The sequence below is a fragment of the Erwinia artemisiae genome (assembly GCF_051400835.1).
Classification (GTDB): domain Bacteria; phylum Pseudomonadota; class Gammaproteobacteria; order Enterobacterales; family Enterobacteriaceae; genus Erwinia; species Erwinia aeris.
Window position 1 is genome coordinate 393,668 of record NZ_JBLFFM010000003.1, and the last position, 22,953, is coordinate 416,620.

At 55.4% G+C, this 22,953-nt stretch carries 20 protein-coding genes; 11 read left to right on the plus strand and 9 right to left on the minus strand.

Features of this window, described 5'->3' with window-relative positions:
- Window positions 1-33 precede the first annotated feature (33 nt).
- Window positions 34-852 (minus strand): undecaprenyl-diphosphate phosphatase, encoded by an 819-nt coding sequence (gene bacA, locus ACMGEE_RS09655; RefSeq protein WP_125287192.1) that lies wholly within the window; start codon window positions 850-852, stop codon window positions 34-36.
- Between the two features lie 144 nt (window positions 853-996).
- Entirely contained in the window at window positions 997-1,356 is a 360-nt protein-coding gene (gene folB / locus ACMGEE_RS09660; RefSeq protein ID WP_253458192.1) for a bifunctional dihydroneopterin aldolase/7,8-dihydroneopterin epimerase, read from the minus strand.
- Window positions 1,357-1,463: 107 nt separating this feature from the next.
- Between folB and plsY the strand changes: the two genes are divergently transcribed.
- Entirely contained in the window at window positions 1,464-2,060 is a 597-nt protein-coding gene (plsY, locus tag ACMGEE_RS09665) for a glycerol-3-phosphate 1-O-acyltransferase PlsY (RefSeq protein WP_253458189.1), read from the plus strand.
- 117 nt (window positions 2,061-2,177) lie between these two features.
- Complete coding sequence (locus ACMGEE_RS09670) at window positions 2,178-2,465, plus strand: hypothetical protein (RefSeq protein WP_253458186.1); 288 nt, start codon at window positions 2,178-2,180, stop codon at window positions 2,463-2,465.
- A gap of 45 nt (window positions 2,466-2,510) precedes the next feature.
- On the opposite strand, the gene tsaD is transcribed toward ACMGEE_RS09670, so the two are convergent.
- Window positions 2,511-3,533, minus strand: a complete 1,023-nt coding sequence (gene tsaD, locus ACMGEE_RS09675) for a tRNA (adenosine(37)-N6)-threonylcarbamoyltransferase complex transferase subunit TsaD (protein WP_301250647.1) — start codon at window positions 3,531-3,533, stop codon at window positions 2,511-2,513.
- A 303-nt stretch (window positions 3,534-3,836) separates the two neighbouring features.
- On the opposite strand from tsaD, the gene rpsU reads away from it, so the two are divergent.
- The 3 genes from rpsU (at window position 3,837) to rpoD (ending at window position 8,009) form a co-directional block, all read left to right on the plus strand.
- Window positions 3,837-4,052, plus strand: coding sequence for a 30S ribosomal protein S21 (rpsU, locus tag ACMGEE_RS09680; protein ID WP_001144069.1), 216 nt, complete (start codon window positions 3,837-3,839; stop codon window positions 4,050-4,052).
- Between the two features lie 105 nt (window positions 4,053-4,157).
- Window positions 4,158-5,903 (plus strand): DNA primase, encoded by a 1,746-nt coding sequence (gene dnaG, locus ACMGEE_RS09685; RefSeq protein WP_253458182.1) that lies wholly within the window; start codon window positions 4,158-4,160, stop codon window positions 5,901-5,903.
- A 261-nt stretch (window positions 5,904-6,164) separates the two neighbouring features.
- Window positions 6,165-8,009: an RNA polymerase sigma factor RpoD gene (rpoD, locus tag ACMGEE_RS09690; protein ID WP_125287187.1), complete on the plus strand. Its 1,845-nt coding sequence runs from the start codon at window positions 6,165-6,167 to the stop codon at window positions 8,007-8,009.
- 119 nt (window positions 8,010-8,128) lie between these two features.
- Here the strand turns inward: rpoD and ACMGEE_RS09695 are convergent, their stop codons facing one another.
- From ACMGEE_RS09695 to ACMGEE_RS09710, 4 genes are all read right to left on the minus strand, one after another.
- On the minus strand, window positions 8,129-8,281 hold the full coding sequence (locus ACMGEE_RS09695) for a Hok/Gef family protein (RefSeq protein WP_253458180.1): 153 nt from the start codon (window positions 8,279-8,281) through the stop codon (window positions 8,129-8,131).
- Between the two features lie 388 nt (window positions 8,282-8,669).
- Complete coding sequence (locus ACMGEE_RS09700) at window positions 8,670-8,822, minus strand: Hok/Gef family protein (RefSeq protein WP_253458180.1); 153 nt, start codon at window positions 8,820-8,822, stop codon at window positions 8,670-8,672.
- Between the two features lie 244 nt (window positions 8,823-9,066).
- Window positions 9,067-9,585 (minus strand): G/U mismatch-specific DNA glycosylase, encoded by a 519-nt coding sequence (mug, locus tag ACMGEE_RS09705; protein WP_253458175.1) that lies wholly within the window; start codon window positions 9,583-9,585, stop codon window positions 9,067-9,069.
- Between the two features lie 138 nt (window positions 9,586-9,723).
- On the minus strand, window positions 9,724-10,662 hold the full coding sequence (locus ACMGEE_RS09710; protein ID WP_253458172.1) for a LysR substrate-binding domain-containing protein: 939 nt from the start codon (window positions 10,660-10,662) through the stop codon (window positions 9,724-9,726).
- 120 nt (window positions 10,663-10,782) lie between these two features.
- Here ACMGEE_RS09710 and ACMGEE_RS09715 point away from each other — a divergent pair, with 120 nt between their 5' ends.
- Entirely contained in the window at window positions 10,783-11,172 is a 390-nt protein-coding gene (locus tag ACMGEE_RS09715; protein ID WP_253458169.1) for a tautomerase family protein, read from the plus strand.
- Between the two features lie 48 nt (window positions 11,173-11,220).
- On the opposite strand, the gene ACMGEE_RS09720 is transcribed toward ACMGEE_RS09715, so the two are convergent.
- Window positions 11,221-12,372 carry a porin gene (locus tag ACMGEE_RS09720; RefSeq protein WP_253458166.1) on the minus strand — a complete coding sequence of 384 codons (1,152 nt, stop codon included), beginning with the start codon at window positions 12,370-12,372 and terminating at the stop codon, window positions 11,221-11,223.
- Between the two features lie 511 nt (window positions 12,373-12,883).
- On the opposite strand from ACMGEE_RS09720, the gene opgB reads away from it, so the two are divergent.
- The 3 genes from opgB to ampH all read left to right on the plus strand — a co-directional run bounded on the left by opgB (window position 12,884) and on the right by ampH (window position 18,204).
- Entirely contained in the window at window positions 12,884-15,181 is a 2,298-nt protein-coding gene (gene opgB, locus ACMGEE_RS09725; protein ID WP_253458163.1) for a phosphatidylglycerol--membrane-oligosaccharide glycerophosphotransferase, read from the plus strand.
- A 183-nt stretch (window positions 15,182-15,364) separates the two neighbouring features.
- A complete protein-coding gene (locus ACMGEE_RS09730) occupies window positions 15,365-16,927 on the plus strand; it encodes a methyl-accepting chemotaxis protein (protein ID WP_301250653.1) in 1,563 nt (520 codons plus the stop codon).
- A gap of 89 nt (window positions 16,928-17,016) precedes the next feature.
- Window positions 17,017-18,204: a D-alanyl-D-alanine-carboxypeptidase/endopeptidase AmpH gene (ampH, locus tag ACMGEE_RS09735; protein ID WP_253458157.1), complete on the plus strand. Its 1,188-nt coding sequence runs from the start codon at window positions 17,017-17,019 to the stop codon at window positions 18,202-18,204.
- Window positions 18,205-18,944: 740 nt separating this feature from the next.
- Here the strand turns inward: ampH and ACMGEE_RS09740 are convergent.
- Window positions 18,945-19,640 carry a tetratricopeptide repeat protein gene (locus tag ACMGEE_RS09740; RefSeq protein ID WP_369896274.1) on the minus strand — a complete coding sequence of 232 codons (696 nt, stop codon included), beginning with the start codon at window positions 19,638-19,640 and terminating at the stop codon, window positions 18,945-18,947.
- Window positions 19,641-19,840: 200 nt separating this feature from the next.
- On the opposite strand from ACMGEE_RS09740, the gene fucO reads away from it, so the two are divergent.
- Together fucO and ACMGEE_RS09750 are read left to right on the plus strand one after the other, a co-directional pair.
- Entirely contained in the window at window positions 19,841-20,992 is a 1,152-nt protein-coding gene (fucO, locus tag ACMGEE_RS09745) for a lactaldehyde reductase (RefSeq protein WP_436830006.1), read from the plus strand.
- 209 nt (window positions 20,993-21,201) lie between these two features.
- A complete protein-coding gene (locus ACMGEE_RS09750) occupies window positions 21,202-22,509 on the plus strand; it encodes an NAD(P)/FAD-dependent oxidoreductase (protein ID WP_394148375.1) in 1,308 nt (435 codons plus the stop codon).
- Window positions 22,510-22,953: the final 444 nt, after the last annotated feature.

Here is a 22,953-nt window from a genome sequence, read left to right on the forward strand (position 1 = left end):
AAAGAAGCCGGACAAACGTCCGGCTTTTTTTGACTAGACGAAAATCATGTAGACCGCAGCGGCCACAATAAAGCGGTAGATAGCGAAAGGAACGAAGGAGATACGCTGGATCAGCTTCAGGAAGACCTTGATAGCAATCAGCGCCACCACGAAGGCCGTGAGGAAACCTACGGCGAACATCGGCATATCGGCCATCGTCAGGAAGCCCAGGCTCTTATACAGATCCAGCACCGTCGCGCCCATCATCATCGGCACAGCCAGAAGGAATGAGAACTCGGAGGCCGCATAACGACTCACGCCCATCAGCATGCCGCCGGAAATGGTCGCGCCGGAGCGAGAAAAGCCCGGCCACAGCGCCAGACACTGGAAACAGCCAATCATAAAGGCCTGACGGTAAGTCATATCGTCAATCCCTACGGCTTTAGGCTGTTTGGGTTTGAGATATTCCGCCGCCAGCAGCAGAACGCCGCCGACAACCAGCGCGTACATCACGTTAATGGGATTGAAAAGCGTTTTAATTTTATCGTGAAAAATCAGGCCAATCACCACGGCCGGCACCATACCCAGCAGGATGTGGATCAGCGTCAGATGCCCTTTGCCTGTGCCTTCGTGCGGCACTTTGCCAAAGTGGATGCCAATCAGGCCAAACAGACGACGCCAGAACATCACTACCACCGCCAGGATCGATCCCAGCTGAATAACTACTTCAAACGTATCGGCTTTATCACCTTCAAAGCCCAACAGATGACCGACAATGATCATGTGCCCGGTGGAAGAGACGGGGAGAAACTCCGTTAACCCCTCAACAATCCCAAGGATTGCTGCCACCCATAGCTGATGAATATCTGCCATCAAATCTACCCCTATCCGTATCAAAGCCATTAAAAAGGCGGTCGCTGTACGCCACCGCCAAAATTGTGCCCGCAGAAAGGCGGGCCAATCCTCAGACAGCCCATAATGTGGTTTGGTTTCATCGTGATGGCAATCACATTGCGCTTATTTCGGAATAGTCCCTCGTTCGATGATTACGCCAACCTGAAGCGCCTGCGCTACCGCGCCCGGCTTGCTCAGTTTGATCCGCACCCACGGCGACCCGAAACGCGTCAGCAGCAGGGTGGCAACCTCTTCTGCCACGCGCTCGACCAGCGCGAAGCGGCCGCCTGCGACATGGTTAATAATCGCTTCGGAAACGTCCGCATAGCTCAGGCAGTCGTTGACGTCGTCGCTGGCCGCCGCGACGCGGTTATCCCAGGCCATTTCGACATCGAACACCAGCTTCTGCGAAATCGTCTGTTCCCAGTCGTAAACGCCAATAGTCGTGATAACCGACAGCTGTTCAATAAATACAATATCCATGATGCGAGTCTCTGTTTTTGCGGTTGCCGGATACCACTTCCGACGGATTATGCGTATTATCCACGGATGACGAGAACAAAACGACCCCCTGAAGACGGAACGGTGTTATGAGCATATTCGCGCCCGGTATGATTATTTTCGCGTATCTGTGCGGTTCTATTTCCAGCGCAATCCTGGTATGCCGACTGTTCAGATTACCCGACCCGCGACAGAATGGATCCGGCAATCCCGGTGCCACTAACGTGTTGCGTCTCGGCGGTAAAGCGCCTGCGCTGCTCGTCCTGCTGTTTGATATACTGAAAGGTATGCTGCCGGTCTGGCTGGCTTATCATTTCGGGCTCTCGCCCTTCTGGCTTGGCCTGATCGCTATCGCGGCCTGTCTGGGTCATATCTATCCGATCTTTTTCCAGTTTAAAGGCGGTAAAGGCGTGGCGACGGCGTTTGGCGCCATCGCGCCGATCGGCTGGGATCTCACCGGCCTGATGACCGGCACCTGGCTGCTGACCGTTCTGCTGAGCGGCTATTCGTCGTTAGGCGCCATTATCAGCGCGCTGATCGCGCCGTTTTATGTCTGGTGGTTTAAACCGCAGCTGACTTTTCCGGTAGCGATGCTTTCCTGTCTGGTGCTGTTGCGCCATCACGACAATATCCAGCGCCTTTGGCGCGGCCAGGAAACTAAAATCTGGAAGAAAAAGCGCAAATAAATTCATGTAATATCCTGTTAATTCTAAAAAAACAGGTTTACGGCCTTCGCGTTAATCTAATAAAATTATTAACCCGCACATAAGATGCGGGTTTATTTTTTATTACAAGGAAACGTGATGAAAGAATTAACACAGCATGAAGTGATGCAGGTCAGCGGCGCTGGCTATATTCAGGAAGCGCTGAGCAGCATAGGTAGCTATGTCGGCAACGGCCTGTACGGTCTGGTCGCTAATACAGGCGTGGAGCTGCCGCTAATCGGTAAGGTCAGCATAGGCTCTTTCTATCCCGATTTGGGCAAAGATATCGGTTCAACGTTGGGTAGTCAGGCTGGCGGTATGATCGAAAGCCTTATCGCCGGTATTCCGCTGATCGGCGGCTGGCTGAATGGCCTGCTGGGCAACTAGTCTCTAACAGACCGCGCCATTGCCATGAGCAATGGCGCTTTTATGTCAGCGGCTTTCCAGCGGTGAAAGCTCCGACAGCGGCCAGCGCGGACGGACGCTAACGCTCAGGTCGCTGCTTGTCCCGCCTTTGAGCCTGACCATACCCGCGTAGGCGATCATCGCGCCGTTATCGGTGCAGAACTCCGGCCTGGCGTAAAACACCTCTCCGCCCCGCGCTCGCATCACGTCGGCCATTCTTGCCCGCAGCGTACGGTTAGCGCTGACGCCGCCTGCAATCACCAGCCGCGTAAAGCCGGTTTGCTCCAGCGCGCGTTTGCATTTGATGATCAGCGTATCGACAACGGCATCTTCAAAGGCACGAGCCACGTCCGCGCGCGTCTGATCGTCACCGGCGTTTTCACGAATGGTATTCGCTGCGAATGTTTTCAAACCGGAAAAGCTGAAATCCAGCCCAGGCCTGTCGGTCATAGGACGCGGAAAGATAAAGCGCTTTTCCACGCCCTGCTGCGCCATTTTCGACAGCATCGGCCCGCCCGGATAGTCCAGACCCAGCAGCTTGGCCGTTTTATCGAAGGCTTCGCCGGCCGCATCATCCACGGATTCGCCAAGCAGCTGGTATTCACCGATGCCGGTGACGCTAATCAGCTGCGTATGACCGCCGGAAACCAGCAGCGCGACAAAGGGAAACGCAGGCGGATTGTCTTCCAGCATCGGCGCCAGCAAATGCCCTTCCATGTGGTGTACCGGCACCGCCGGCACGTTCCAGGCAAAAGCCAGCGAACGACCGATGGTGGCCCCGACCAGCAGCGCGCCAACAAGGCCAGGCCCTGCGGTATAGGCTACGGCATCTATATCTTGCGCCTGCAGGCCCGCCTCTTTTAGGGCAGCCTGAATTAAAGGCACGGTTTTACGCACGTGATCGCGCGAAGCCAGTTCCGGCACCACGCCGCCGTAGTCGGCGTGCAGTTTGACCTGGCTGTAAAGTTGGTTAGCGAGCAATCCGGCATTATCGTCGTAAATCGCGATACCGGTTTCATCGCAGGAAGTTTCTATTCCGAGCACACGCATGGCATTTACCTCATTCTTGCGGCGCGCAGTGTAACATGAAGCCGCTTCGCGCTGCGGCAAATTTCCGCGTTATCCACCGATCGCCATGATCGATAAGAGGAAAATTTCATCGCCTCGCCTCTTCGAGTGCGGTATAATCCTTGCCCTGAAAAAACCGGCAGCCGCACAGGCGCATCTGTTGGTGAGACATTATGCTATGGTGCTTTACAACGCAGCCTGTGTTGGAGTAAAATTCCGCACCATTTTGAAACAAGCTGGCACTGACGTCAGCAACAAAACCGAATTTATCGAGGTGAGAGTTACATGCCGGTAATTAAAGTACGTGAAAACGAGCCATTTGACGTAGCACTGCGTCGCTTCAAGCGTTCTTGCGAGAAAGCAGGCGTTCTGGCTGAAGTTCGTCGTCGTGAGTTTTATGAAAAACCTACTACCGAACGTAAGCGCGCTAAAGCTTCTGCTGTGAAACGCCACGCGAAGAAACTGGCTCGCGAAAACGCACGCCGCACTCGTCTGTACTAATTATTGAGGGCTTGCCCTCAGGCTTCACAGACCAGTAGTAGTATACAAGGCCGTGCTTTCCGAAAGGAATGCGCGGCTTGTTCTCGTTTATGAGCTGATAGGCCTATGGCTGGACGAATTCCACGCGTATTTATCAATGACTTGCTGGCTCGCACGGACATCGTGGATCTTATCGATGCGCGCGTAAAGCTAAAGAAGCAGGGCAAGAACTATCACGCGTGCTGTCCCTTTCATAACGAAAAGACGCCCTCTTTTACCGTCAACGGTGAAAAACAGTTTTACCACTGCTTCGGCTGCGGCGCGCACGGCAACGCGATCGATTTCTTAATGAATTACGATCGGCTGGAGTTCGTCGAAAGCATTGAAGAACTGGCAACGCTTTACGGCCTCGAAGTGCCGTATGAGAGCGGTTCCGGCCCCAGTCAGTTAGAGCGTCATCAGCGCCAGAGTCTTTATCAGCTGATGGGCAGCCTGAATGATTTCTACCAGCAGTCGCTTACGCAGAACCAGGCGGCTGGCGCGCGCGATTATCTTACCAAACGCGGTCTTAGCGACGATGTTATCCGGCATTTTTCGATTGGCTTTGCGCCTGCGGGTTGGGATAACGCGCTAAAACGTTTTGGTCGCAGCCAGGAAGACCGCCAGTCTCTGAGCGATGCCGGTATGCTGGTCACCAACGATCAGGGACGCAGCTACGATCGTTTTCGTGAACGCATTATGTTTCCTATCCACGATAAGCGTGGACGTGTTATCGGGTTTGGCGGCCGCGTTGTCGGCGATGCACTCCCTAAATACCTTAACTCGCCGGAAACCGAAATATTCCATAAAGGCCGCCAGCTGTACGGCCTGTATGAAGCGCAAAAGAAACATCCAGAACCCGCTAAGCTTCTGGTGGTGGAAGGCTACATGGACGTGGTGGCGCTGGCGCAGTTCGGCATTGATTATGCCGTTGCATCGCTCGGCACTTCCACTACGCCCGAGCATATCCAACTGCTTTTTCGCACGACCGATACGGTAATTTGCTGCTACGACGGCGACAGAGCGGGTCGGGAAGCAGCATGGCGTGCGCTGGAAACCGCATTGCCTTACATGAATGACGGACGTCAGCTACGCTTTATGTTTCTGCCGGACGGCGAAGATCCCGATACGCTGGTGCGGAAAGAGGGAAAAGACGCGTTCGAGGCGCGGATGGAGCAGGCGATGCCGCTCTCCGCTTTCCTGTTCGATACGCTGATGCCGCAGGTTGATCTGCGTTCCCCGGACGGCAGAGCCCAGCTGAGTACGCTGGCGCTGCCGCTGATTAGCCAGGTACCAGGGGAAACGCTGCGTATCTATCTGCGTCAGGAACTGGGCAACAAGTTGGGCATTCTGGACGATAGCCAGCTGGAAAAACTGCTGCCAAAACAAAGCGAAGGCGCGAAGTTGCCCCAGCAGCCCCAGCTAAAACGCACAACCATGCGTATACTGATTGGATTGCTGATCCAGAATCCGGCGCTGGCGACGATGGTTCCTTCGTTGGAAGGGCTGAATAATTCGGAGCTTCCCGGGTTCCCGCTATTCGTAGAGTTAGTGAGTACTTGCGTAGCGCATCCTGGCCTGACGACGGGCCAGTTACTGGAACTTTATCGCGGCACAAAATTTAGCCAAAGCCTTGAAACGCTGGCAACATGGAACCACATGATAGTTGAGGATGAAGTGGAAACCATGTTCAAGGACTCGCTGGCCAGCATGTATGATGCGGCGCTGGAGCGCAGGCTGGAAGAGTTAATTGCGCGCGACCGCACGCACGGCCTGAATGCCGAAGAGCGTCGTGAATTTTGGACGCTCAGCCAGGCCCTGAAAAAACAGTAACAAACGAATTAACAGCGGCGATGGAAACATGATGAAGCGCATATCGTCGCAGCCGGTTTAAACGCTATCAGCAATAGACCGGCAGGAAAAAAGCTTCTGTCAGCATATCCGCGGCTTAAGTGCCGACTATCCGCCAGGTTGAGCCTGGCAGCCGCCACGATGGGCAGCGGCAATAAACCAACGCCCTCACTGTTATTGTTGGCTGCTTAAACTTAGCCGACCAACACCAATCTAATTTAACAGAAGTGTGGATACCGTCTTATGGAGCAAAACCCGCAGTCACAGCTGAAGCTGCTTGTCACCCGTGGTAAGGAGCAAGGCTATCTGACCTATGCCGAGGTCAATGACCATCTGCCGGAAGATATCGTCGACTCCGATCAGATCGAAGACATCATCCAGATGATCAACGACATGGGCATACAGGTTGTGGAAGAAGCGCCTGATGCCGACGATCTGATGCTGAATGAAAACAGCAGCGATACGGACGAAGATGCTGCCGAAGCGGCTGCTCAGGTACTCTCCAGCGTTGAATCTGAAATCGGGCGGACTACCGATCCGGTCCGTATGTACATGCGCGAAATGGGCACCGTCGAACTGCTGACGCGCGAAGGCGAAATCGACATCGCCAAGCGTATCGAAGACGGCATCAACCAGGTGCAGTGTTCCGTTGCCGAATACCCGGAGGCTATCACCTACCTGCTGGAGCAGTACGATCGCGTCGAGGCTGGCGAAGCTCGTCTTTCCGATATGATCACCGGCTTTGTCGATCCGAACGCGGCAGAAGAGATTGCGCCTACGGCAACGCATGTAGGTTCTGAACTCTCTGAAGAAGAGCGCGACGACGACGAAGACGAAGACGAAGAGTCCGACGACGACACCGCTGACGATGACAACAGCATCGACCCGGAACTGGCGCGTGAGAAATTCACCGAGCTGCGCACGCAGTACGAGAAAACGCGTACGGTGATCAAGGCCAAAGGCCGCAGCCATGCCGACGCCGTCAGCGAGATCCAAAACCTGTCCGACGTCTTTAAACAGTTCCGCCTGGTGCCGAAGCAGTTTGACTACCTGGTGAACAACATGCGTACCATGATGGATCGCGTCCGTACTCAGGAACGCCTCATCATGAAACTGTGTGTTGAAATCTGTAAGATGCCGAAAAAGAACTTCATCACGCTGTTCACCGGCAATGAAACCAGCGAAACCTGGTTCAACGCCGCGCTGGCAATGAACAAACCGTGGTCCGAGAAGCTCAAGGACGTGTCGGAAGACGTTCAGCGCAGCCTGATGAAGCTGGCGCAGATTGAAGAAGAGACCGGCCTGACGATTGAACAGGTAAAAGATATCAACCGCCGGATGTCCATCGGCGAAGCGAAAGCGCGTCGTGCGAAAAAAGAGATGGTTGAGGCTAACCTGCGTCTGGTTATCTCTATTGCTAAAAAGTACACCAACCGCGGCCTGCAGTTCCTGGATTTGATCCAGGAAGGCAACATCGGCCTGATGAAGGCCGTAGATAAGTTTGAATATCGCCGTGGCTATAAGTTTTCGACCTATGCTACCTGGTGGATCCGTCAGGCTATCACCCGCTCTATCGCTGACCAGGCGCGCACCATCCGTATCCCGGTGCATATGATTGAGACTATCAACAAGCTCAACCGTATCTCCCGCCAGATGCTGCAGGAAATGGGCCGCGAACCTACGCCGGAAGAGCTGGCCGAGCGGATGCTGATGCCGGAAGATAAAATCCGCAAGGTGCTGAAGATCGCCAAAGAGCCAATCTCCATGGAGACGCCGATCGGTGATGATGAAGATTCGCATCTGGGCGATTTTATCGAAGACACTACGCTGGAGCTGCCGCTGGACTCCGCCACCTCCGAGAGCCTGCGTTCAGCGACTCACGACGTGCTGGCCGGCCTGACGGCGCGTGAAGCGAAAGTGCTGCGTATGCGTTTTGGTATCGATATGAACACCGACCATACGCTGGAAGAAGTCGGCAAGCAGTTTGACGTTACCCGTGAGCGTATTCGTCAGATTGAAGCCAAGGCGCTGCGTAAGCTGCGTCATCCAAGCCGCTCCGAAGTACTGCGCAGCTTCCTGGACGATTAATCCAGCCTGTGTGACAAGAAGCCCCGGCCCAGGCCGGGGCTTTTTTCTATCTGAAGAAGGGTGCTCAAGGATCCTCCCAACAATGCGCCGGCAGACGTCCTGTCCACCGGCGATTTGCCCTACCCTGCGGTGTTGCAGGCTAAGCTGGCCACAACCTCTGTACCTCCCTGCTTAACGTGCAGCTCGCAGAGCGAGCCGCGCGTGATCCAGATAACGGCTATTACCGTTACACAAACCACTATTAAACAGAGCGCGAACAATTTTTGCGCCATCCCAGGCCTCCTTTTCCATTGCTTTACAGCGGGTAAAAGGCTACCTTTACATTGTGGGATGTAGAAAGTAGCCTCACTTTGACTGACGTCGGGTGGGGCTTTTCTCTTTCCGTCCCGGCTGCCCGGAACAAAAAGATCCTGAGCACCCGTCGCGCAGTGTAGCGCGCTTTATCTCCCTCCGCTGGCGCAATTTACTAAACCTGATACTGGATCTGATTTTCCTGCAACAAGCGTGAAAACGGCAGGGCCTAAGGCCGTCTACCGTGGTGATCGTACCAGGGAATATGTAGCGGATTGAATGAAGGCGTTTTTAAGGTGCCTTAAGAAGGGTGCTCAAGGATCCTCCCAACAATGCGCCGGCAGACGTCCTGTCCACAGGCGATTTGCCCTACCCTGCGGTGTTGCAGGCTAAGCTGGCCACAACCTCTGTACCTCCCTGCTTAACGTGCAGCTCGCAGAGCGAGCCGCGCGTGATCCAGATAACGGCTATTACCGTTACACAAACCACTATTAAACAGAGCGCGAACAATTTTTGCGCCATCCCAGGCCTCCTTTTCCATTGCTTTACAGCGGGTAAAAGGCTACCTTTACACTGTTGGATGTAGAAAGTAGCCTCACTTTGACTGACGTCGGGTGGGGCTTTTCTCTTTCTGTCCCGGCTGCCCGGAACAAAAAGATCCTGAGCACCCGTCGCGCAGTGTAACGCCCTTCCTCTCCCCGCGCTGATGCAATTTACTAAAGCTGACGCTGGCTCTGATTTTCCTGCAACGCCGATGTAAATCGTCTCAACGAGCAGCTAAAGCCATTACCAATTCTTTATAGGCCGCCACCAGCTCCTCTTGCGAAGCACGGTTCAGCCCGCTGGGATTGGGTAGCACCCAGACTTCCGTTTCACCCAGCTTATGCGGCTGCCTGCCCCATGCCACCTTACCGACACCGAAAGCCTGCTTATAGGCCTGCTTGCCTAATACCGCCAGCGCCTCGGGCTGATAGCGCATGATCTTATCGACTAACAGTTTGCCGCCTTCGCGTAGCTCCGTAGCAGAAAGCTCCGTAGCCTCACGGGTGGGCCTTTCCACCAGCATGGTGATACCGCAGCGCGTGGTCAGCAGCAGCTTTTCCTCTTCCGGCTTTAGCTGACGCTTGGTGAAACCCGCCTGCCAGATGGTTTTCCAGAAGCGGTTTCCGGGATGCGCAAAATGAAACCCGGTATGCGCAGAAGATTTCCCCGGGTTAATGCCGCAAAAAATCACGCTAAGGTCGGGCGCAAGAATATCGTTGATGCCATGTATCTCGGCTTCCATACGTTTTCTCCTGTCGTTCAGGGAAGAGTAAAATAGCTCAGCGCTTCACAGCCTCTTCCTGCTGACAAAGCGGCAATCACTTTCAGGGCGGCCGCCCTGCGTATCTTCATCTTCGTGATCAATAGCTTTAAAGGTAGCTTACGGCGCCATGGCGCTTTTGCTTTGGCGCTCGAAAGCATCGCGCAGCCAGTGTACGAATCCGCTTACGGCCCGTGGGACCTGAGCAGCCCAGGGACGGACGACGTAAAGATGTTCGGCAAAAGCGCCCGGCGTTCGCCACTGCGGCAAAACCTCGACCAGTCTTCCGTCGGCAAGGGCACCCTGCGCGCTGAAATCAGGCAGCAGCGCGATGCCCAATCCTTCCAGCGCGGCATCCCTTATCGATTCGCTATTATTGGTCGCGAAGGGGCCGCTGACATTAACCACGACTTTTTCGCTGCTGTTTTCCCGGCAAAAAGTCCACTGCGGCGTTTCCGTGCCGCGCGGATAGTAGAGGCACTGATGTTCGCTTAGCGCCTGCGGCGTTTGCGGCTGGCCGTACTGGCGCAGATAAACCGGTGATGCCACAACCAGCGCGCGCGTGGCGCATAGCGGTAGCGCTACATGCGTATCGGGCAGCGTATCGCTGTGGCGAATGGCAAGATCGAACCCTTCACTGGCCAGAGAAACCAGCCGATCGGACACTTCCAGCTGTACACGAACCTGGGGATGTTCTTTCAGGAAAGCGGTGATATGCGGCACCAGCTGCTGCCGGGCAAAAGCGACCGGCGCGGTTACGCGGATCAATCCCCGCAGCGGCCCGGCCGAATCGCGCACACTGAAAAAACTCTGTTCTATCTGAGCGAAAGGCGCACGCAGCTCCTCAACCAGTTTTTCGCCCGCGCTGGTCAGCCGCAGGGTACGGGTGGTTCTGGTTACCAATGGCACGCCCGCCTGCTGCTCCAGCTCTTTGATTTTCTGGCTCATGGCGGCCTTGCTGACTTCCAGCCTTTCGGCCGCGCGGGTAAAGCTGCCCTGCTCAGCCAGCACGGTCAGCCAGTGAAGATGTAGCCATAACGCATCGGTTTTTATAGCCATCGTCATTGTTCACTATAATAAATAATCATTTCAACTATAGCGCTTTTTCCCGCGCGCTAATGTCCCTAAAGTAACTTCTGCCGCTCAGGTGCCATTACACTATATTTTAAGGGGAAAACCATGCCATTACTGCAATTTGACGTCATTCAGGGTCGCTCGGAATCGGAACTGAAAACGCTGCTGGATGCCGCGCACCGCGCCGTGCTGGCCGCTTTTAAAGTACCGGCGCGCGATCGCTACCAGATTGTTCACGAAAACAAGCCTTATCAGATGGTGTTTGAGGATACCGGCCTGGGGCTGACGCGCACCGATAACCTGGTGATGGTACGGGTGTTTACCAGTCCACGCAGCGATGAGCAGAAGCAATTTTTTATGGCGGAACTGTGTCGTGAACTACAAGAGAGCTGCGGTATTTCACCGGCCGACGTGATGATCAGCTTTATCACTAACAGCAAGGGCGACTGGAGCTTCGGTAACGGCGTGGCGCAGTATATGACAGGCGAGCTTTAAGGCATGGGCAGTGAAACAATCCCCGGCCGAAGCCGGGGAAAGCGAGCATCAGAAGTCGTAACGCAGACGCACCAGGTTCATATCGCCCAGGTTATCGCTGCTTGAGGTGAAGACGTGTTCATAATCCACGCGGAAACCGTAGTCGAGCTGGAAGGTGATCCCCACGCCGTTATCGATACGCTGATAGTCGCGATCGTTAACGTATTCCAGACGGTCGCCCATCACATACGGCATAAAGGTTTTCAGGCCGTAGTTGCCAACCGGGATGGTGTAGCCCGCGAGGTACTCAATACCCCACGCATCGCCAGCAAAGTAGTTATCCACGCCTTTTTTCTTGCTCAGCAGATAGTTCTGGTAATAGCCGCCGCCAAGCGAGAAGGTCCAGCTGTCTGGCTTCCAGCTAAGGGAAGTCCCGTAAATGTTCTGGTTCCAGGTTTTATCGTCGCCGGTGCCCGGATTACGCATATCAGCACGGGTATAGTTCCACGCCGCGCCCCAGGTCAGCTCTTTGCTCAGATGGTAATCCACGCCCAGCGAGCCGCCGCCCTGACGCTTGTAGCGCAGGCCATCACCCGGCAAATATTCGTTATCGGCAAACAGATAAGAAGCCAGCACGTCCGCATTACCGAAGGTGTTTTTATACTTCAGCATTTTGCGTGAACGGTAAGAACCGTCGTAGTCGCCGTTGATGCCGTTGCCCGGCGCCTGCGCCAGCATGTCGTAGTCCCAGATATCGGTTTTCGCGCCGACCACATCGTAATACACGCTGTTCTGCTGACCGAAGGTCAGTTTACCCCAGGTCTTGCTCTGGAAACCGGTGTAAAGCATACGGCGGCTGGTGTCATGCGCTTTGGCCGCATAATGGTTGTCCCAGTCGAACAGCGCCGGAATATTTACGCCCAGCTCGTAATACCCCACCCAGCTGACATCGTCAAACAGGTAGTAATCGGCCAGGAAACGGAAACGAGTGCCGCCATCAAAGCCGTTACGCTTATAGGCATTTTTACCGTCGTCGCCGGTCAGGTTATTGAACTGGGGACGGATACTGCCGCCAACGGTGAAATTCAGACGGCTCAGCGGATCGCCCGCCTGCGGATCCTGTTTGATCAACGTTACTTCAGCGTTTGCGGCAAAAGACGCTCCGCCCATCACCAGCGCCAGGCCGACAGCCTGACTTAACACGCGCATTTTTGTTAACATTATGTAGCCCTGTAAAGCATTGCTAAAAAAAGAGAGAACGAAAAAGCAAAAAAACGTCACATAAAGCCGATTTTGCGCGCGATTATAGGGATTAAGCGCGGCAGTACAGCGGATAAAAAAGGCTTTTGTAAAATCTCTTATCTATTTTTGTTTTAGAATTGCTAAAAGCGCCTGCCAATAAACGCCCGAGGCGACACGTTTCTCATTCCCTGTCCACGTTGTGCCCCTGTTTCCCGATAACGCTGGAGAGCCTGACCAGGTTTTCGGCAGCGAAGGCCTTAATCTTTAATTAATTTATTTTTAGCTCTGACGATTTGCCCGCGTCCCTGAGCCTCGTTAAACGCGAAGTTAAACAGAACCTCAACGAAAGTTTATCCCCGTGACGGCGGTCATTTTTCTCGCCTGGCCGCTTATTGCCAGCCTTAACCGGCTGCGTTAGATTGGAAGATTCGCTACAAGTTGGTGATGAATACCGGCAGGGACTGCCTTTTTCGGGGAATATAAAAAAATAATGGGATCTGAATCACTTTCACTGCTTCTTTTTATCGCCTCGGCCGCGCTGTACAGCTGGAAAGCTGGAAAAAACAGGCTGGGCTTTTCCGCGATTGTTTTACTTCTGGGCATTTATATCGTGCTGAATGCCTCGCTGCTTGCCAGCAACTACTTTACGGGCGAAGGCATTAATGACGCGGTTATCTATACCCTCACCAACAGCCTGAGCGGCGCGGGCATCGGTAAATATTTGCTGCCGGCCGCAGGCATGGTGCTGGCGCTGCTGGTACTGTTTGCCCTGCTTGCCTGGATCTTACGACGCGGCCGAAAGCGTGGCGGCAGCAAGCTTTGCGGCCTGCTGGCGATTGTGCTGGCGCTGGCCTCGATCAAAACCACGCCCGCTTATCAGCAGGTGGCCGATCTGCTGAAATCGCAGCTGGGCAAAGGCGACTCCGATTTTTACGCGCACTATAAGGTGCCCGGCACGCAGATACGCGGCGATAAACCGAATCTGGTTTATATCTATGCCGAGAGCCTGGAACGCACCTACTTTGACGAAGCAGCCTTTCCCCATCTTGCGCCGGAACTTAACGCCGTCAAAGCGGGTTCGCTGGATTTCAGCAACACTCAGCAGCTGCCCGGCACCGAATATACGATTGCGGGAATGGTCGCCTCGCAGTGCGGTATCCCGCTGTTCGCGCCTTTCGACGGCAACGCCTCCAGCTCGCTTTCAACTTTCTATCCGCAGAATGTCTGCCTGGGCGACATTCTGAAAGCGGCGGGTTATCAAAACTACTTCTACCAGGGCGCCAGCCTGAGCTTTGCCGGTAAAGATCTGTTCCTCTCCTCGCACGGGTTCGACCATCTGTATGGATTTAACGAACTGAAAAGCGTGGTGAAAGATCCGAGCTACCGTAACGACTGGGGCTGGTATGACGATACGGTGCTGGATAGCGTTTACGATAAATATGTCGAGCTGGCGCAGCAGGGTCAGCCTTTCTCGCTGTTTGCTCTGACGGTGGATACGCACCACCCTGACGGTTTTATTTCGCGCAGCTGCCAGCGCAACAGCTATCTGTGGGAAGGCAAACAAAACAAATCTTTCGCCGCTGTCGCCTGCAGCCAGCAGCATATTGCGCATCTGATAGAGCGGATCCGCGCCACGCCGTGGTTTAAAAATACGATTATCGTGGTCAGCTCCGATCATCTGGCAATGAACAATACCGCCTGGAAATTCCTTAACCAGCACGACCGCAGCAATCTCTTCTTTATGCTGCGTGGCGATAACGACGACGGTAAAGTCATTGCGGTTAAGCGCAGCACGCTGGACAACGGCGCGACGGTGCTGGACGCGCTGGGCGGCGATAACTTTATCGGCCTGGGGCGCAGCAGCCTTTCGTCCTCTTCTCTTGCCGCGACTTACCTGAATATCAAAGAGAAGATCAACGAGTGGAAGCCGGACGTGATTAAACTGTGGAATTTTCCGAAGGCGATTGCCGATTATAAAACGGACACGGTGAATAACACCTTCAGCTTTGCCGGCGTGCATTTCAAACTGCCGCTGCTGCTCTCCGTTAAACCGGGCAAAATCGAGCCGAAGTTCGACGTCTATCTGGCGCCGCCGTTAAAACAGCAGCTGGCTAATTTTGCGCCGGATGAGAAGTTCGTCTGGATCGATAGCTGCTTTAAAATGGGCGATGTCTGGGATGAGAAACTGGCGCTTAACAGGCAGCTGTGCATTGCCGACGGCACGCTGAATTCACCGCCAACTATCCGCGAGATCAACCCCGGCGTGACTCAGGGCCGCGTGGGCTTCCGCCAGATTGGTGATCAAAGCGAGGAACGCTATCAGCAAACCGTGACCCGGCTGCGCATTGCCGATGAGGATTTACGCTATGCCTCCGACACGCTGCTGTTTGCCCTGCCTGGCCTGCCAAAACAGGTGCAGAAGGTCACCGGCCTTTCCTATATCGAACCCTGGGGCGGACGTTGGTCGGATGCCGGACTGCTGCCTGAAGTCACCCTTACCTGGCTGGAGCCGCTGCCGGAAACCTTCGATCTGCTGCTGACGGCCCGCGCGTTTGGCGCCAACAGCCAGCGGCCTTTCGTTGTTAAAATTGGCGATAGCGAGCAGACGTTCCGCCTGAGCCATAGCGACAGTACGGTCAGCATTCGCCTGTCCAACCCGACACGGGAACGCACGCTGGTTATCAGAGCGCCGGTGCCGGAAACCACTGCCGAAGGCGCGGTAGCCGGTTTCACCGCCCGTCAGCTTGGCATCGGGCTGGTAAGTTTAAAAGTCGTGCCTGTTCAGTAAATTGTCCTCTCCCCGGCCGCCCTGGCCGGGGAAGCCCGCCGCATTTTTTCTTTTCCGTCCATACCTTATGCGCGATTTCGCTCACAATGCCATCAAGTTTTCACGCCTGCTGCCGATTTAATGCCCCTGTAATGCTAAAGGTTTCCTCAGTGACTCTTTTTTAAACAGCAAGGAACAATCCGGATGATTTCTGTAAAAAACTTGAAAGTCGGCGTGCGCCTCGGCGCGGCGTTTGCCCTGGTAATACTGTTATTAATCGTGGTCAGCGTAACGGCTATTGTAAAAATCGGCAGCATTAACGGCGCGGTGGATCGCATTGTTAACGATCGCTATATCAAGGTGAGGCTGGCTTTTGACGCGCGCGACGGGGTTAACGATCAGATTAAATATCTGCGCGGGATGGTTATTGAGACTTCGCATCCGGAGAAAAACCAGAAGCGTTACGGCCAGCTGGACAGCGTGACGCAGCAAACCAACCAGACGATAGACAAGATTGCCAAACTGCAAACAACCGAAGTCGGCATCAAGAAAATCCAGGCAGTAAAAGAGGCGGCGCAGCAGTTTGAAGCGGCCAAAAGTGAGCTGCTTACTTTAGTGCGCGCCGGTAATCAGGATGCCGCCGCCGACTATGCGCTGATGAAAATGACGCCTGCCCAAACCGCCTATCTGGATATCGTAAAGCGTTTTGCCGACTCACAGTCCGGACAGCTGCAGGCGGAAGGCGCTAACGCCGTTGCCGATGGCGCTACCGCAATCCGCATTACGCTGATTTTCTCCACGCTGGCGGCGTTGCTGGCGGTCGTGCTGGGCTATTTCCTGACCCGCTCTATCGTTGCCCCGCTGCGCGAAGCAGTACGTATTGCTGAAAACGTGGCGGCGGGCGATCTGCGTACGCAGATCCGTGTAAATTCAACTGATGAAACCGGTCAGCTGATGCAGGCGTTGAAAACCATGAATGAAAACCTGCTGCGTATCGTGACCGAAGTTCGCTCCGGCACCGAGCTAATCGCTACCGCCTCCGGCGAAATTTCACTGGGCAATATGGATCTTTCTTCCCGTACCGAGCAGCAGGCCAGCTCGCTGGAGGAGACCGCCTCCGCAATGGAGCAGATGACCTCTACCGTGAAGCAAAACGCAGACAATGCTCGTCAGGCTAACGAGCTGGCCGCGCTGGCCTCGAAAGTAGCCGTGCAGAGCGGCTCGGCGGTGAATCAGGTCGTCAGCACCATGGAAATGATCAACACCTCGTCGAAGAAAATTGTCGACATTATCAGCGTGATTGACGGCATCGCCTTCCAGACCAATATCCTGGCGCTTAACGCCGCCGTGGAAGCCGCTCGCGCGGGCGAGCAGGGTCGCGGCTTCGCCGTTGTCGCCTCGGAAGTCCGCAACCTGGCGCAGCGTTCGGCCTCCGCCGCTAAAGAAATTGCGCAGCTGATCCAGGATTCCGTGAATAAAGTGGACGAAGGCGGCAAGCAGGTCGCCAAAGCGGGCACCACGATGGAAGAAGTGCTGGCCAGCGTGAAAAGCGTGACGGAAATCATGGGCGAAATCTCTATCGCCAGCCACGAGCAGAGCACCGGCATTGATGAGATCAATATGGCGATTACCCAGATGGATCAGGTTACGCAGCAGAACGCCTCGCTGGTGAATGAATCCGCCGCCGCCGCGCAATCGCTGCAGGAACAGGCTGAACAGCTTTCCCGCGCCATCGGCATCTTCAAAGTAAGCCACAACGCGGCCTGACGGCTAACGGCGGCCCGTAAAAAAGAGGGCCGCCGCTCTTTTTTCCTCTCCAGGAAAAAGATTAGTATAAGGGCACTTTTCCGCTCCCGATGGATATACGCACGTTGAAACCACTCCACCTGCTGGCGCTCTGCGTCCTTTTTCCGCTCGGCGCGCTGGCCGCAAGAACCTCTCCCGATCCTTTACTGGCCTCGCAGATTGTCGATCGCTACGCGCAGAATATCTTCTATAACACCAAAGCGACCGGCATGGCGATGGTGGCGATTGACGCCAACCAGCGCGTCTTTACCAGTCTTGGCTCGGTGCGTCCCGGCAGCAGCGTCAGGCCGCAGAAAACGTCCGTTATCCGTATTGCTTCGCTGACCAAGCTGATGACCAGCGAGCTGCTGGTTAAGCTCGCGGAGAAAGGCGTGGTGCGGCTTGACGATCCGCTAAGCAAATATGCGCCGCCGGGCAGCGCGGTACCGGCCTATGCAGGCCAGACGATCCGCCTGATTAATCTGGCTACGCATACCAGCGGTTTGCCCCGCGAGCAGCCCGGCGGCAAGCCGAACCGGCCTGTTTTCGTCTGGCCAACCGCCAGCCAGCGCTGGAACTGGCTGAAACATGCGCAGCTGAAAGCCGCGCCGGGCACCCGCGCCGCCTATTCCAATCTGGCTTTCGATCTGCTGGGCGATGCGCTGGCTCGCGCCGCAGGCACCTCCTATCCGGCGTTGCTACAGCGTGAAATTACGCGCCCTTTAGGCATGAAGGATACGACTTTTACCCCCTCGCCCGAGCAGTGTTCGCGTCTGATGATCGCGGAAAAAGGCGCCAGCCCCTGCACCAATACGCTGGCCGCTATCGGCAGCGGCGGCGTCTATTCGACGCCTGACGATATGGGACGCTGGATGCAGCAGTTCCTGTCTTCCGATCTGCAGGCGCGTTCGCCGCAGGCCGATCGCATTCAGACCATGATTTATCAGCGAGGCCAGCTGACCAACGTCGAGGGAATGGACGTGCCGGGCAAAGCCTCCGCGCTGGGTATGGGCTGGGTTTATATGGCGCCGCAGGGCGGCCGCCCGGGCATTATCCAGAAAACCGGCGGCGGCGGCGGCTTTATTACCTATATGGCGATGGTGCCGCGCTATAGCGTCGGCGTGTTTATCGTGGTGACGCGCTCGCCGCAGACCCGCTTCACGCCGATGAGCGACGGCGTAAATAATCTGCTGACGGAACTAATCGGCAACACGCCGGACAGCGCGCAGCTGGCCGCCTCCATAATGGAAAGCGAGTAGCTGTCGACGGCGATGGTCTTGCTGGGTTATCGCCGCCCTGCCGCATAAGCGTATTGAAAACGTGGCGGCGGTATTCGTCTGAGCGGGGAAACCCGCTCTTTTCCACCGACATTTCCTGAGCGCCCCGGCGTTTGTTAAGCTGGGCTTTAAAGTTCATTTATCAGGAGCCAGCGTGCAGGAAAAAACAGAACCGGCAGGGAAAAAACCGCGCGAACCTCGTACACCGCGACAGCCGCGCACGCCCAGAGAAACGCTGGAACCGCGTGAACCAAGAGAGCCACGGGAACCGCGAACGCCGCGAGAACCGCGTAAACCCCGAGAACCGCGCGCACCACGGCAGTCACGCTTGCCAGAAGAACGGCACACGTCAGGAGAGTCGCATACACCAGGAGACACTAGCGTACTATGGGAGCTGTGCCCATCAGCAGAGGCTTGCACGCCAAAAGAGTCTCGTGCACTACAGGAGCTGTGCGAATCAGAAGAGCCTCGCATGCCAGAAAAGTCCTGTACACCGCGAGAACCTCGCCCATCAGAAGAACCGCACGAGCCCCGTCAGACCAAAGCTGACGCCACGCCTTGCTCTGAAAAAAGCGGATGGACCGGCGCAAAAAAGCGGATTACGTCAGGCATAAATAAAATCAGGCAGAGAATATCGTCGCGGCTGGGCTTATAAAACATCGGCCGCCAGGACGCCTTTTCCTTTATTTCGGCCGGGCTGCCGAGCGTTCAGCCCAACGATGCTATTCAACGCGAATGTAATGGCCAGCCGCAGAAACGTTATGACCAAACCCGCAGTCACCGTTAACCTGAGTCGTTAAATCCATTGGGGTAAAGAGCAGCGTGACATCGCAGTTGCCCCAGTCACCTTCCTCACGTTGTTGCAGTACGCCTCTGCCGTTCTGGATGGTGGCCTTTCCTTCAAGGCTGCCGATATTCGGGCCGTAGTACATCGCCATCAGCCCTGGCGAGACGCCATCAAAGTTAATTTTGTAATGGTCCTGTTCTGCCGAGATGCTGTAGCTATTCCACATCCCTTTTCCTGCGTATTCCCAGTACTCACCAGCGGGCGAAGCAGGCTGCGGTAAGGCAGCAAGTTTCTCTTTTATTAACCCCAGATTATATTGCGATTTGGCGTCTTTCTCATCAATCAGCAGCCAGGCTTTTGCCTTACGATAGTCTCCCTGACGTATCCAGGTGAGCGCCACATTATTATAAGCTACCGCAATAGCGCTATCTGGAAGCTGGCAACTTTCACTCCAGGCTACCTGTTCTGTATAGCTGTCGCGTGCCTTTTCATACTGCTTTGCTTTATAAGCTTTATCGCCTGCTGCGGCATAGTTCTTAATTTTCATACAGTCGATTTCAGGGTGATCCGCATCGGCAAAGGCCATCATTGGGGAAACCATCAAAACTCCGGCCGTGATTGCACGTAACATAGCTCTACCTTATAAAATTAACGGACCCGCAGCTTAACAAACCCTACCGTAAAGATAAGCCCTGATAGTCATTACTCCATCCTGAAGACTCGCCGTGACCTGATCTTAATCAATACTCGTCCGGGCATTCCTCCGCATATTTCCAGCCAGTGATAATAACGTTTGTGATTTTAAAAAATTTGAAACGAGTGGAGAAGATGATGCTACAAAGAATGATTCTGAACGAGACCTCCTGGTTCGGTCCCGGCGCTATCTCGCAAATCGTCCATGAAGTCAGCCAGCGCAGCCTTAAAAAAGCGCTGCTGGTCACGGATAAAACGCTGCTTAAAGCGGGCGTAATTGAAAAGGTCACCTCGCTGCTGGATCGGCATCATCTTCCTTACGTCATTTATGACGAGGTGGTGCCGAACCCGACTATCGCCGTCGTTACCCAAGGCGTGGCGGCATTTAAAGCCGCACAGGCGGACTATCTGATCGCCATCGGCGGCGGCTCGCCGCAGGATACGGCAAAAGCTATCGGCATCATTATCAACAACCCTGAATTCGCCGATGTTCGCAGTCTGGAAGGCTTTGCCAAAACCAAAAATCCCTGCGTACCGATTATCGCCATCCCGACCACGGCAGGCACGGCGGCGGAAGTCACCATTAACTACGTGATTACGGATGAGGAAAATCGCCGTAAATTTGTCTGCATCGATCCGCACGACATTCCGGTCGTCGCTATTATCGATGCGGACATGATGGCGAGTATGCCGCCTTCGCTCAAGGCCGCCACGGGGATCGATGCGCTGACCCACGCTATCGAAGGCTTCACCACTAAGGGCGCCTGGGAGCTGACCGACGCACTGCATCTGAAGGCGATTCAAATTATCAACCGTTCGCTGCGCGCTTCCGTAGCTGGCGACAAGCAGGGCGTAGAGGATATGGCGCTGGGCCAGTACGTGGCAGGCATGGGCTTTTCCAACGTCGGGCTGGGCCTGGTGCACGGTATGGCTCACCCGCTGGGCGCGTTCTACAACGTGCCGCACGGCGTCGCCAACGCCATTATCCTGCCGCACGTTATGGCGTGGAACGCCGATTTCACCGGCGAGAAGTACCGTGATATCGCCCGTGCGATGGGCGTCACCAGGGTGTGCAGCATGAGTCTGGGCGAGGCAAGAGAAGCCGCCGTGGAAGCCGTCCGACAGCTTTCTGTCGACGTCGGCATTCCTGCCCGCCTGCGCGATGTGGGCATGAAAGAAGAAGATATTCCGGCGCTGGCGCAGGCCGCCCTGGACGATGTTTGCACCGGCGGCAATCCACGAGAAGCAACGCTGGACGATATCGCCAGCCTCTACCGCAAAATCTATTGATCGCACGCTATGCAGGCCGCTGCGCCTGCATGTTGCGCAGGCAGTGAAGCCGCCTGCCGGAACGCTGCTGAATGATTGATGCCGCAATCGGCCAGGCACAAGATAGCTGATGGCGGCGTCATGGCTTGATACATGACAAAAAAGAGTAAGCAGATGCGGTGTGGCCCTTGCTGCTTTGCTAACGAACGGCTCGTTCAGGGATGGTTACAGTGAAATACGCCTCAATACCTTTTAACCAGAATCACAATGGCTGGCTGCGCGAGACGCCTGCAAGCCGTCCTGCGCTGCGCGGCGACTGCGAAGCGGACTGGGCGATCGTCGGCGCAGGCTTTGCCGGTCTGGCTTTCGCTCGTCGGCTGGCCAGTCACAATCCGAACCTGAAAATTGTGGTGGTTGATGCCGCCAGCGCGGCGGAAAGCTCTTCAGCCAGAAACTCCGGCTTTGCGATCGGCCTGCCGCATAATATTGGCAGCTCGACGGCGGAGCTGAAAAAGGCGCAGGATTATCGATCCTTATTACAGGCCGGGATCGACGAATTAAAAACGATCGTGACGGATCGAGGGATCGATTGCGAATGGGAGAAGGCCGGGAAGTATCACTGCCAGGCCGATGCACGCAGCGAAAGCGTGTTGCAGGAGTATCGCGATAACCTTGAGCTGATGGACGAGGCTTATGAGGTGCTAGACCGCGAGACGCTGTCGCAAAAGCTGGGCACGCATTTTTATCACAAGGGCATCTATACGCCGGGCGCGGTGCTGCTCAACCCGGCAAGCCTGGCGATCGGGCTGGCCGCAACGCTGCCGGAAAACGTCACTCTTTATGATATGACGCCGGTGATGGCCATTCACTACGGCAAAATAAATCGCCTTGTCACGCCTTTCGGCACGCTTTGTGCGCCGAAAGTGATGCTGGCAACCGCTGCCCTTTCCCGCGAACTGGCACCGGGCATCAGCAAGCAGGCGGCCATGGCGACTTTCGCCAGCCTGACCGCGCCGCTAACCGATGAACAGCGCCAGCGGCTGCCGATCATGAAGAGCTGGGGCCTGACGCCGGTTAACGCCATCGCGGGCGCCACGCTGCGCTACACCGCCGATCGCCGCATTTTAATTCGTCAACACGTGGTGCCGGCCCTGCACGGCCGCGTAACTGCTACGCAAACTTATGCCGCCACGCGGCTGCACAGAGCCACGTTCAACAAAATTTTCCCCCAGCTCACGGACGTCAGCCTGACCCACAGCTGGTCGGGCACCATCAGCGTAACCCGCAACGGCGCGCCGGTCTGGGGCGCGCTGAGCGGCGCTGTTTACACCGCCAGCGGCTGCAACGGGGCGGGGATCTCTAAGCAGACTATCGCGGGATCGCTGCTGGCCGATTATGCGCTGGGCTATGATAATCCGCTGACGGCCACGATGCTGGCGCTGGGCGAAGCAAATTACCTGCCGCCCTCCCCGCTGCTGGATGCGGCCATTGCTGGCTCGCTGCTGAAAGAGCGCTGGCTGGGGAGAAAGGAAGCGTAAGGCGGGCACCGCCGCGAATCGCTTTATTTACTCAGCCATTAGCGGCGGCGTAAGGTTTTAGGTAGTAATGCCTTTGAATAGCAAGCCGGACAGCTCTGACTGTAGCTACAGGCAATTTTGCAGCGTAAATATCAGACAGACATATACGCTGCAGACTAAAAAAATTAAAACCGGGCTTTATTATTCCGTCGGCCTCTCCGCTCAGCCAAATCTCGTCATCTCTGCCAGCACACTGTAATTATCTTCTACCGGCAGCAGCTTTTGCTATTTATCAAACATCGGCCAGGGTCAGGAAGCGCCAAAAAGGAGACGATCGCCGATCTGAATATCGCCGCACGACCAAAGCAGGCTCAGGCAGCGCGGCGGCATTCCATCTGTATAAAAAATATTTGTCAGCTGTGAAGCCGTGCACTATTAAAGCGTATTGCTTACGTTACATTACCC

Coding starts and splice junctions, on each gene's coding strand:
- bacA (WP_125287192.1), bottom strand. CDS start 852: ATGGCAGATATTCATCAGCTATGGGTGGCAGCAATCCTTGGGATTGTT.
- folB (WP_253458192.1), bottom strand. CDS start 1,356: ATGGATATTGTATTTATTGAACAGCTGTCGGTTATCACGACTATTGGC.
- plsY (WP_253458189.1), top strand. CDS start 1,464: ATGAGCATATTCGCGCCCGGTATGATTATTTTCGCGTATCTGTGCGGT.
- ACMGEE_RS09670 (WP_253458186.1), top strand. CDS start 2,178: ATGAAAGAATTAACACAGCATGAAGTGATGCAGGTCAGCGGCGCTGGC.
- tsaD (WP_301250647.1), bottom strand. CDS start 3,533: ATGCGTGTGCTCGGAATAGAAACTTCCTGCGATGAAACCGGTATCGCG.
- rpsU (WP_001144069.1), top strand. CDS start 3,837: ATGCCGGTAATTAAAGTACGTGAAAACGAGCCATTTGACGTAGCACTG.
- dnaG (WP_253458182.1), top strand. CDS start 4,158: ATGGCTGGACGAATTCCACGCGTATTTATCAATGACTTGCTGGCTCGC.
- rpoD (WP_125287187.1), top strand. CDS start 6,165: ATGGAGCAAAACCCGCAGTCACAGCTGAAGCTGCTTGTCACCCGTGGT.
- ACMGEE_RS09695 (WP_253458180.1), bottom strand. CDS start 8,281: ATGGCGCAAAAATTGTTCGCGCTCTGTTTAATAGTGGTTTGTGTAACG.
- ACMGEE_RS09700 (WP_253458180.1), bottom strand. CDS start 8,822: ATGGCGCAAAAATTGTTCGCGCTCTGTTTAATAGTGGTTTGTGTAACG.
- mug (WP_253458175.1), bottom strand. CDS start 9,585: ATGGAAGCCGAGATACATGGCATCAACGATATTCTTGCGCCCGACCTT.
- ACMGEE_RS09710 (WP_253458172.1), bottom strand. CDS start 10,662: ATGGCTATAAAAACCGATGCGTTATGGCTACATCTTCACTGGCTGACC.
- ACMGEE_RS09715 (WP_253458169.1), top strand. CDS start 10,783: ATGCCATTACTGCAATTTGACGTCATTCAGGGTCGCTCGGAATCGGAA.
- ACMGEE_RS09720 (WP_253458166.1), bottom strand. CDS start 12,372: ATGTTAACAAAAATGCGCGTGTTAAGTCAGGCTGTCGGCCTGGCGCTG.
- opgB (WP_253458163.1), top strand. CDS start 12,884: ATGGGATCTGAATCACTTTCACTGCTTCTTTTTATCGCCTCGGCCGCG.
- ACMGEE_RS09730 (WP_301250653.1), top strand. CDS start 15,365: ATGATTTCTGTAAAAAACTTGAAAGTCGGCGTGCGCCTCGGCGCGGCG.
- ampH (WP_253458157.1), top strand. CDS start 17,017: ATGGATATACGCACGTTGAAACCACTCCACCTGCTGGCGCTCTGCGTC.
- ACMGEE_RS09740 (WP_369896274.1), bottom strand. CDS start 19,640: ATGTTACGTGCAATCACGGCCGGAGTTTTGATGGTTTCCCCAATGATG.
- fucO (WP_436830006.1), top strand. CDS start 19,841: ATGCTACAAAGAATGATTCTGAACGAGACCTCCTGGTTCGGTCCCGGC.